The following is an 11,400-nucleotide window of genomic DNA, read 5'->3' as shown; positions in this document are numbered from 1 at the left end:
AGCATCACCATGAACGAAGAGGCGCGGGTGCCACGGCAATCCTATTTTTTCCCATTGTCATTCGCGCAACAGCGCTTATGGCTTTTTCAACAGATGCAGCCGGAAAGTACGGCTTATAACATTACCGGCGCGCTGCGGCTGACCGGCTCCTTGGATTGCTTGGCCTTGGAAGCCGCCTTGCGGCAAATCGTCGAACGGCATGAGATTTTGCGAACCACTTTTCGCACGGTAAACGGTGAGCCTAGTCAATGGGTGGAACCTGAGAGCGATTTAATATTGGAACAAAAGGTCGTAGCCGAAGCCGACATAGACCGGCAACTGCAAATTTGCCGCGAACTCGCCGCCGATTTGGCGGGCATGGTTTTCGATTTGGAAAAAGGGCCGCTGATTAAGTTGCAGCTGCTGACTCTTTCGGATACCGAGCACGTGTTGCTGTCGGTCGTGCACCATATTATTTCCGACGGTTGGTCGATGGGCGTGTTTGTCGACGAAATGATGAAATTCTACAGCGCCCATCAGGAAAATCGACCGGTAGCCGATTTGCCGGCCTTGGACATTCAATACGGCGATTACGCCATTTGGCAGCGGGAATGGTTTAGCGGCGACGTTAGGGAGCGGCAGTTGGCTTACTGGCAACGGCAGTTGGCCGGCATGCCGCCGTTAATTGCGTTGCCAAGCGATTATCCCCGGCCGCCGGTGCAGCGATTTCAAGGATCAACCCTGATGCTCGCGCTGTCCTCGCAAACGACGGCGGCGTTGAAAACCTTGGCTCATCGGGAAAACGCCACCATGAACATGGTGTTGTTAACCGTCTATTTCGTTTTGCTGCATCGCTATAGCCAGGAACAGGATCTGGTGGTCGGCACGCCGGTCGCCAACAGGAACCAACCCGAATTGGCGCCCTTAATCGGATTTTTCGTCAACACTTTAGTCCTGCGCGCCAGTATCGAGCCGCATTTAACGTTTCGCGAATTGCTGCATCACGTAAAAGCGCTGTTGTTGGCGGCTGTCGAGCATCAGGATTGCCCGTTCGAGCAAATCGTCGACCAACTGAGACCGGAGCGCGGTTTAAGTTATTCGCCGCTGATACAGACGCTGTTTAGCTATCAAAACGCGCCGGAGCAGGCATTTGAACTGCCAGGGGTCGTCATTGAGCAGTTGCAGTTGCGGCGGAGCAATGCGCAATTCGATTTGGCATTGATGGTGTCGGAAAATACCGACGATATCAGCTTGGAGTTCGGTTACAACACCGATTTATTCAAGCCGGAAACGATCGATGCCTTTGGACGGCACTTCATCAATTGTTGCGAGGCCGTTGCCGCTAATGCAGCCTTAAAACCGGGGAGCATTCCGTTGATGGCGGTCGGCGAATACCACGGTGTACTGGCGGCCTGGAATCGCGGCCGGAAGCCAGAGCTGAAAGACGGTAACGTTTTGCAAGTTATCGAACGGCAAATGGCCTTGCATCCCGACGCGACCGCCGTGGTCTGCGGCGACCAGCGCCTGAGCTACGGCGCATTGGGGCAACGCGCCTCGCATGTGGCTCGGCTCTTAGCCGACGCCGGCGTCGCGCCCGGCGACTTGGTCGGTCTGTGTGTGGAACGCAGCGTCGACATGTTGGTTGCGATGTTGGCGATCCTAAAGGCCGGAGCCGCTTATGTGCCGATAGATCCGAAATATCCCGAGCAACGGGTCCGATTGATGGTCGGCGCAGCGGGCATCAAGCATGTGTTATCGCAGCGGAGCTTATCGTTCGCTCTGGCTCATTTGAGCGATAACGGCACGTTGGCGCTGTTTTATATCGAAGATTTATTGGCGGCTGGTCCGGTCGGGCACAAACTACCGGAAATCGCCGCCGAGCAATTGATCTATATGATCTTCACTTCCGGTTCGACCGGCGTTCCGAAAGGGGCCGGGGTGCAACACCGCAGTTTCGCCAACTTGGTGTTGAATTGGTATGTCGCCGATTTCGATTTGCGTCAAGCGACATCGACCTTGGTTTATACGTCGTTAAGCTTCGATTTAACCCAAAAAAATTTCTTCGCGCCGCTCGTAGTCGGCGGCACTTTATATCTATACGAGAAGCCGGAATACGATCCTTCCTTGATCGTTGAGTTAATCGATCGCTACCGAATCGGTTGGATCAACGCGACGCCTAGCGCCTTCTACCCGCTCGCCGATATTGCGGCCGGCCGGCCGGGTTCGCTGGCGTCGTTGAAATATGTATTTCTCGGCGGCGAGCCCATCGCCTTGGGACGGATTCGACCTTGGTTGGAGTCTGTAATGCGGACGACAACCGTCGTCAACAGTTACGGGCCGACCGAATGCGCCGATGTGTGCCTGTTTTTCCCCATCGATCAGGTCGATCGCTATTGGCAAAGTACGGTACCGCTTGGCGAGGCGATCGGCAATGCTCGCTTGTATGTGGTCGACGAAGCCTTGAATCCGCTGCCGTTCGGTCTGCCGGGGGAGCTTTGCGTGGGCGGAACTGGCGTTGGCGTGGGTTATTTGAACGATAAGGCGCGTACGGCGGAATATTTTTTGCCCGATCCTTTCGGCGAGCAGCCGGGGAGTCGCTTGTATAGAACCGGCGACCAAGTAAGGTTTACGTTGGCGGATGGTTTCGAATTTCTGGGTCGCAACGATCATCAGGTCAAGGTTCGGGGATTTCGGATCGATTTGGCGGAAATAGAATTGGCTTTGCATACTCATCCCGCCGTGAAGGAGGCTGTAGTCACCGCCGTCAAGGGCGAACGTGAAGACGGTTATTTAACGGTGTATTTGGTCGTTGGCGATGACCGGCCTGACGCGGCGGAGGTCAGGGATTATTTGGCGCAACGCTTGCCGCACTACATGGTGCCGCAGAAATGGCTGATGTTGGATAAATTACCTTTGACGCCCAGCGGCAAAGTGGATCGCCGTGCCTTGCCCGATGTGGCCGACGACGGGATCGTCCGTGGGGCGTTGCTGGCGCCCGAAAACGAGATAGAGGAAAGTTTGTTACGCATCTGGAGAGAGGTTTTGCAAGTGCCGGAAATCGGCACCGAACAGAATTTCTTCGATTTGGGCGGCCATTCTTTGACGGCAACTCAGATCGTCAGCAGGATCAAACAAGAATTCGACTTGGAGTTACCGATGCGCGTGGTTTTCGAACATCCCAGCATTAAACGGCAAGCGGATTGGATACTCGCTTCCCAATTCGATGCGCTCGACGTCGAAGAGCAAGCGGACTTGCTCGGTGATTTGGCTCGATTGTCCGACGATCAAACGAGTTATTTGCTTTAGGGCGGTTTTGGTTTTATGACTGACTTGAAAGATAAACTCGCGCTATTAACCCCGGCCCAAAAAGCGCTGCTGTTCCAGAAGCTGTCGGCCAAGAATAAAGAGCAAGGCGCAAAGCTCGGGATTCCGCGCAGAGAGGCGGGGGAGCGGATACCCATGACTTCCGCCCAGCAGCGCTTGTGGTTTTTGCAGCGCTATAGCGGATCTGACAGTTTATACAATATCCCGGTATTTTTGCGTTTGCACGGGAGGCTAGCGCCCGAGAGCATGGAACAGGCATTGGCCTGCGTGATCGAGCGCCATGAAATATTACGCGCGCATTTCCGTCAGAACGACCAGGGGTTTTTTATCGATATTAAACCGGTCCAGCCCTTTAAGCTGGACGTCGTCGATTTAACCGGTAGTGACTGGCAGGCGCAGGACTTGCAAACCGTGTTACTGGAGATGAGCGGTCGTGGATTCGATTTGGAGCACGAGGCCTTAATCCGCGTACGCTTGGTCAAATTGGCCGAGTGCGACTATGTGCTGGCCAGTTGCGTGCACCATTTGATTAGCGACGGCTGGTCGGCCAATGTGTTCATGCGCGATTTTGCCGCGTTTTATCGCGCCGGCCTCGGGCAGGAGCGCGCCGATTTACCGGCTCTGCCGATTCAGTTTGGCGATTACGCGCTTTGGCAGCAAAAAAACTTGAACTCTGATGCCGGTAAGCAGGCCACGGCATTTTGGCAAGCGTATTTAAAGGATGTGCCTCATTTCTTGGATTTGCCCTGCGATTTTAAACGTCCGAAAACCGCCAACCATCAGGGCGGGTGTTATGAGTTTGCTATCGATGCCGATACCAGGGCCAGGGCATCGGACTTAGCCAAAAAACAGCAGGTGTCGGTTTTTGTGTTGCTGTTGAGTGCCTTTGCGGTGTTGCTGGCGAAATATTCCGGGCAGCGTCAGCTTTTGATCGGCACGCCGTTCGCCGGGCGGAATCAAAAAGAGCTGGAAGACTTGATCGGCTTGTTCGTCAATAGCTTACCGATTAAAGTCGAGTGCTCGAATAAGCAATCGTTTGTCGAAGTCTTGCAGCAAACCCGGCAGTCTTTTTTTGCCGCCGATAGCCATCAGGATCTGCCCTTCGAGAAAGTCGTCGATGCCCTGCAACCAGAACGGAACGAAGCATACAGCCCGTTGTTCCAGGTCATGTTCACCTACGTCAACGAAACCGTCGCCAGCACGTCTTTAGCGGATTTATCGGTCGAGATGATTCCCGCGCCCAGAAACGCGGCGAAATTCGATTTAACCCTGTCGATACAAGAGCAAGGCCAGTCGTTCAGTGGCTTGTTCGAATACGCGACAGCGTTGTTTCTGCCGGAAACCCTGGCACGGATGGCGAAATCATACTTGCGCATTATCGATGCCGTGGTCCTTCAGCCGGAGGTGTTGATCGAGGACATCAATTTATTGTCCGCCGAAGATTACCAGCGCATTATTTACGACTGGAACAATTGCGCCAGCGATTTTCCTCGCCGGCTTAATTTGGTTCAACATTTTCAAAAACAAGTTGAACAGCGGCCCGAACAGATCGCCTTGGTTCATGGACAGCGGCGCTTAACGTATCGCCAACTGGACGAGCAGGCCAATCGATTAGCGTATCTTTTACTGGAAGAAGGGTTGAGTCCAGGCCATTTGGCGGCATTGTATTTGGAGCGAGGCTGCGATTGCGTGGTCGCGATGCTCGCGGTTTTAAAGACAGGCGCGGCCTATTTACCGCTCGATACGGCTTATCCGCTGGAGCGACTGGCGGCGATGTACCGGCAAGCCGATTGCAAGGTTATTTTGAGCGAAAGCGCTTTGGAGGACAACGCGCAAGTCTTCGGCGACGCCAAGTTATTGATATTGGACCGCTTGGATTTACTGGGCTATCCCAGCTTGAATCCGGCAGTTGGCGTGCCGGCCAATGCCTTGGCCTATGTGATGTTTACCTCGGGTTCCACCGGCGTGCCTAAAGGCATTGGCATTCAGCATTTGGCCATCGCCAGACTCGTTTTAAACAGCAATTATGTCGATTTGAAACCGACCGACCGAATCGCGCAGGTCAGCAATACCGCGTTCGACGCGGCGACCTTTGAAATTTGGGGGGCGTTGCTGAACGGTGCCAGTCTGGAAATTGCCGACCGCGATACGAGTTTGTCTACCGACCGGTTTGTCGATTTTTTACGCCAAAGCCGGATTAGCGCGTTGTTTTTGACGACGGCGCTGTTTAATCAAATGGTGCAGCAGCGGGCCGATGCTTTTTTAGGCTTGCGGTATTTATTGTTCGGTGGCGAGTTGGTTGATCCCGAACAGGTCAAAAAAGTGTTGAAGCATGGCAAGCCCGAGCACTTTTTACACGTTTATGGGCCAACGGAAGGTACCAGTTTTTCTTCGTGGTATGAGATCGAAACGGTCGGCGACAACGCGCGAACCGTCGCTATCGGCTCGGCTTTGGCAAACACTCGTCTGTATGTATTGGATCAAGCGCTTAGGCCTGTACCCGAGGGGATCGTTGGCGACCTTTACATTGCCGGCGAGGGTTTGTCTTGCGGCTATTTGAATCAAGCCGCGGAGACGGCGCTTAAATTCGTGCCGGATATTTTTTCCTGTCAACCTGGCGAGCGCATGTATCGCAGTGGCGATAGCGTCCGCTGGAATGCCGTGGGCATGATCGAGTTCGTTGGCCGAGCCGATCATCAGGTGAAGATCAGGGGTTTCCGTATCGAATTGGGCGATATCGAAACGGCGGTTAACGCTTATCCGCCAATCAAGCAGAGTTACATTCGGGTCAAAGAGATCGCCGGACAAGGGAAATGCCTGATTGCTTATTTCAGTGCTATATCTGGGCGGCAGATCGACGTTCGGGACCTTCGCCGCTATCTCGAAGCGCAATTGCCGGCTTATATGCTGCCGGCGGCCTTGGTCGAGATGCCGGAACTGCCGCTGAATCCAAACGGCAAAGTCGACGATAAAGCCCTGCCCGAGCCGGATGCGGCGGATTATCAACAAGGGGTTTCGCAGGAGCCGCCGGCGACTGCTACCGAAATTGAGTTGGCGGCAATCTGGGAGGCGTTATTAGGGGTTCGGGCCAGTCGGGATAGCGACTTTTTCTCATTGGGTGGACATTCGCTGTTGGCCATGCAGTTGGCCAACCGTATTCTCAGCGAGTTTTCAGTCAAACTCGATGTCCGAACCTTATTTCAGCATTCGACCTTGCGACAACAGGCCGATGCAATCGACGCTAGCGGGCGGGAACACGGTTTTGAGTTAGGCGTCGCGGCCGACGCCGACGATTATCCGCTGTCCTTTTCTCAGGAACGCTTGTATTTTTTACAGCAGTTATATCCCGAAAGCAGTGCGTATAACATGCTGATTGCGTTGAGCATCGGCGGCGCCTTGGATGTCGAGCGCTTGCAAGCTTGCTTTGATCGGATTATTCAGCGGCATCACAGCCTGAGCACCGTTTTCGTGCTGAAAAATGCTCGGCCGAGGCAAAAAATCTTGCCTGCCACCCCGTTACCCTTCCAAAGTCTGGACTGGTCTTCGGAGGATGGTGCAACGCAGCAGTCGAAATTGGAGCAATTGCTGGCGCAAGAAAGCCGACATGTGTTCCGTTTGGACCGTTTGCAGCTGATCCGCATCGCGCTGGTAAAAACCGGCGCGCAAAGCCATTGGTTGGTCGTTAATAACCACCACATCATATCCGACGGCTGGTCGCAAAGCGTATTCATGCAAGAGTGGCTGACTTTGTACCGGTCGGCGCTTGAGGCCGATTTGCCGGCTTTATCGCTTCAATACAAGGATTACGCAGTCTGGCAACGACATAGGCTGGATTCCAGGCGCTTGGAGCAATTATTGGCTTATTGGAGGACTACCCTGGCGGATATGCCGCCGGCTTTGAGCTTGCCTAGCGATTTCCCGCGTCCCGCAATCCAAACGTTTCGCGCGCAAAGTGCGTCGTTTACGCTGGATGCGAAGCTGACGTCGGCGTTAAAGCAGCAGGCCGAACGGCAACACTGTTCGGTTTTTGTCTTGTTGTTGGCCGGTTTCAATCTATTTTTGGCGCGGTATTGCGGCCAATACGATTTCGGCATCGGTACGCCTGTTGCCAACCGTAGTCACCGGGCAACCGAAAATTTGATTGGTTTCTTCGCGAATACCGTGGTATTGCGGAATCGAATCCAGGGCAATCCATTATGGTCGGCGTTTTTAGCGCAAGTTAAGGCGACGGTGATCGACGCGTTTGCCCATCAAGAATTGCCGTTCGAAAAACTGGTCGAAGCGTTACAGCCTGAACGCGATCTTTCAAGCACGCCTTTGTTTCAAGTGATGTTTCTTTTTCATCATGGCGCGCGGCAAACACCTGAATTGAATGGCTTAACTATTGAGCCGCTGACTTTGGCCAGCAGAGACGTGAAGTTCGATTTGACCCTGGCAATGCACGAGAGTGGGAATAGCCTAATCGGCACTTTCGAATATAACGCCGATTTGTTCAAGGCCGATAAAGTGCAAGGATTGTGCGACGGACTGGCGTATTTGTTTGAGCAACTCCCAGGTGGACAGGACAAGCGGGTCGGCGATTTTTCACTGATTAACGAGGTGTTGTACAAGCAAGTTGTTGTCGATTGGAACCGAAATGCGATGCCGTTCGGTGCCGTCGCCGGTTTGTACGATTTATTCGCGCGGAGTGTCGCGAATGCCGCCGACCAGATCGCCTTGGTTCAGGGCGATGTTCAACTCAGTTATCAAGCACTAAGCGATAGCGTCGATGCCTTGGCGAATGTGTTGGTGAGTCTCGGAGCCGGCCCGGAGGTGTTGATTGGGGTTTGTTTAAGGCGTTCGCCGCGTTTGATCGTTGCGATGTTGGCGATTCTTAAAAGCGGTTCGGCTTATGTGCCGTTAGATCCGGATTACCCCAGTGCCAGACTGGAGCATATGTTGGCCGATGCCAAGGTTTTGCTGTTATTGACCGAGTCGGATTTGGCCAACGCCATTCCGGGGCTGGCTGGGGCCTCGAAAATTCTGTTGGATCAAGCCTTGCCGGAGATCGGCGTTCAGGTCTTGCCCGAGCGAAGAGCCGAAAATCTGGCTTACGTGTTGTATACCTCGGGTTCGACCGGCAAACCTAAAGGCGTGGCGATTACTCATGCGAATGCCTTGGCCATGATCGCTTGGGCTAGAAGCGTTTATCGACCTGAACAATTGAGTCGAGTGTTGGCCGGTACCTCGATCTGTTTCGACTTATCGGTCTTCGAAATTTTCCTGACTCTCGCCAGTGGCGGAACCTTGGTTTTATTGCGTAACGTGCTCGAATTGGTGGAATGCCCGGCATGCGTGCCGACCTTGATCAATACCGTGCCGTCCGCGGCGGAGGAACTGCTGAAAGCCGATGCGATACCCGATACGGTAACAACGGTTAATTTGGCTGGTGAGCCGTTGTCCGGGGAATTGGTCGATAGGCTATACGCGAAACCGCACATCAAGGAAGTGTACGACTTATACGGGCCTTCGGAAGATACGACGTATTCGACGTATTGCTTGCGCCAGGTGAATGCCCAACCCAGTATCGGGCGCCCAATCGGCAATAGCTGCGCCTATGTGCTGGATGCCTATATGCAGCCCTTGCCGCCGGGCGTGCCGGGCGAGTTGTACTTGGGAGGCATGGGCTTGGCGCGTGGCTATCACGCCAAAGCGGCGTTGACCGCGGAAAAATTCGTTCCCAATCCTTTTAGTGCGCAAGCGGGGGAAAGGCTATATAGGACGGGCGACTTGGTGAGCTACGACGACCGAGGCAGGCTAATTTATCACGGCCGTTTGGATCACCAAGTTAAGGTCAGAGGGTTTCGCATCGAGTTGGGCGAAGTTGAAGCGGTTTTAAAATCGGTGGCCGGCGTCGATGACTGCGTCGTCTTGACGGTCGGTGAAGCGGCTGCCAGCGACCGGAAATTGGTGACTTATATTGCATCTGCCGCTGGACAAGTGCTGGAAACCCGCTTGCTGGATGTCGCCCGACGGCAATTGCCTCGGTTCATGGTGCCTTCGGCGATTGTCGTTTTGGAGCATCTGCCGCTGACGGCGAACGGGAAGATCGATAGGAAGGCCTTACCCGAACCGGAATTGGAGCGCTCCTTGTCCCCGGAGATGTCGCCTACCGGGTTCGTACAAAAGACGCTGGCGGCGATTTGGCGAGAGATTCTAGACATTGACCGGGAAGTCTCGGTCGATGAGGATTTTTTCGCGTTGGGTGGTCATTCCTTGCTGGTCTTGGACTTGATGACTCAAATCAAGTCGGCCTTCGGTAAAGCGCTACCCCTAGCTACTATTTTTCAGGCCCCGACGATTTCGGCGTTAAGCCAGTTACTGAACGACAATGTGCTATCGCCGGAGTGGTCGCCCTTAGTTCCTTTAAAGCGCCAAGGGGAAAATCCGGCATTGTTTTGTTTTCATCCCGTCGGGGGACACGTCATTTGTTATAACGACTTGGCTAAGTCCTTGCCCGAAGACCTGCCGGTCTATGGGCTGCGAGCGCCGGGCATGGAGTCGGAGCAAGCGCTTATCACGCAATTGCCGGAATTGGCGTCTTATTACTTGCCGTTTATTAAATCTGTTCAGTCGGAGGGACATTATCGGCTGTTAGGCTATTCTTTTGGTGGGCTTTTGGCGTATGAGGTCGCTCGGCAATTGGAGAAAAGCGGCGACAAGGTCGAATTCGTCGCTTTGCTGGATACCGCGCATCCGTCGTTGACGGCCGAAACGGCGCAAAACACCGACGATGCCGAACTATTGGTCGCGTTATTTCCCACATTGGGTTTCGAGAGCGAGCGATTGAGGCGGTTGCCGAGAGCGGAGCAATTGGCGCAAGTGTTTAGCCAAGCTAAGCAGGCGGGATTCGTTCCCAGGGCGATGGACAACGAAGCCATCGAACGTTATTTCAACGTTTGCCGATGTAATTTACAGATGGTTTATTTCCCGCCAAAGATCGAAGCGCCCGTGGTTTTGATCCGGGCCCGGGACGGTAGTCGGCGTGTCAGCGCGGATGATTATCTGGCTTGGGGACAAGTGGCAGGCTTGCAACTTCATTTAAGTTGGTTGCCGGGACAACATGAAAATATGATGGAGCCGCCGCACGTCGGGGACATCGCTCGCTTGATCAAAGAAATGTTAGAGCAATCCGAAGCCCATGAGGGAAGTGATGACTAATGCACCCAGTGCTGGCAAACCCATCGATCGTTTAAGCGTTGCCGAATTAAACCGGGAAGAATTCAATCGGAAATATCGAGTTCCCGGAAAACCGCTGGTTATCACGGACTTTTTGGCCGAAACCGTCGATTGGGATCTGGATTTTTTATGTAAGCATTTAGATGGACGGAAATTTCAAGTACGCGATTACGGATCGGGCCATTTTGATGCACCGAGAAGAGAATGGACGAAGTATTGTGACCATATTCAGATGACGATGGGCGATTTTGCCGCGCATTTACGCGATGGCAGTGCAAAATCCAGGAATTTGTATTTGGCGCAAAACCCTATCGGCGATAGCGAGGCCGTCAAAACGATTGCCGATGAAATGCGGTTTTTAACTGAAACCTTAGGATTCGAGCCGATTATTCCGGAGGCTTCGTTAAATTTGTGGTTAGGAGCTTCTGGCCATGTCGAACCGATGCATTTCGATCCCGGCGACGGTACGTTGATCATGATGCACGGCGAAAAACGAGTGGTTTTGTATCCGCCGAAACAAAGCAAGCATCTTTACCCATTTGGATTTTACGATGTTCTACCATTCTGGGTGAGTCAGGTGAATAGCCTAGCCCCCGATCTTGACGCCTATCCCGATTTTAGTAAGGCGGCCGCGGATCGGTTTGAGGTGGTACTAAGCCCCGGCCAGCTCTTGTTTATACCGACTCAATGGTGGCACGAGGTTATTGCGCAAGGTGAAGGTTATGTATGCTCCTGCAATCATTTTTGGAAAGTGAAGCCTTGGCGCCGCCGTTTCCAAACGATACGGGGCTTTGTAATCCAAGCGATGAATTTGCTTCCCTGGCGATGGGTGCTGCGTTTTAATCGGTTTATTTATCAATTTAAAAAAAGTTAACAACA

The 11,400-nt window shown here is 53.4% G+C and carries 3 protein-coding genes; all 3 read left to right on the top strand.

What is annotated here, in order from left to right:
* Nucleotides 1–9 precede the first annotated feature (9 nt).
* From ACQE3E_RS19705 to ACQE3E_RS19695, 3 genes are read left to right on the top strand one after another with little or no spacing between them, the layout of a single operon-like run.
* Complete coding sequence (locus ACQE3E_RS19705) at nucleotides 10–3,285, top strand: amino acid adenylation domain-containing protein (RefSeq protein WP_313730588.1); 3,276 nt, start codon at nucleotides 10–12, stop codon at nucleotides 3,283–3,285.
* Nucleotides 3,286–3,300: 15 nt separating this feature from the next.
* Nucleotides 3,301–10,503 (top strand): amino acid adenylation domain-containing protein, encoded by a 7,203-nt coding sequence (locus ACQE3E_RS19700; RefSeq protein ID WP_427500983.1) that lies wholly within the window; start codon nucleotides 3,301–3,303, stop codon nucleotides 10,501–10,503.
* Complete coding sequence (locus ACQE3E_RS19695) at nucleotides 10,496–11,395, top strand: cupin-like domain-containing protein (protein WP_427500982.1); 900 nt, start codon at nucleotides 10,496–10,498, stop codon at nucleotides 11,393–11,395. Before ACQE3E_RS19700 ends, ACQE3E_RS19695 begins: the two co-directional genes overlap by 8 nt.
* Nucleotides 11,396–11,400 lie beyond the last annotated feature (5 nt).

This window comes from Methylomonas sp. MED-D (assembly GCF_050276835.1).
In the GTDB taxonomy this organism is placed as follows: Bacteria; Pseudomonadota; Gammaproteobacteria; order Methylococcales; family Methylomonadaceae; genus Methylomonas; species Methylomonas koyamae_A.
The sequence above is the reverse complement of the archived record's forward strand: the minus strand, read 5'-3'. Positions and strand labels throughout refer to the sequence as shown.

Coding starts and splice junctions, on each gene's coding strand:
- ACQE3E_RS19705 (WP_313730588.1), top strand. CDS start 10: ATGAACGAAGAGGCGCGGGTGCCACGGCAATCCTATTTTTTCCCATTG.
- ACQE3E_RS19700 (WP_427500983.1), top strand. CDS start 3,301: ATGACTGACTTGAAAGATAAACTCGCGCTATTAACCCCGGCCCAAAAA.
- ACQE3E_RS19695 (WP_427500982.1), top strand. CDS start 10,496: ATGACTAATGCACCCAGTGCTGGCAAACCCATCGATCGTTTAAGCGTT.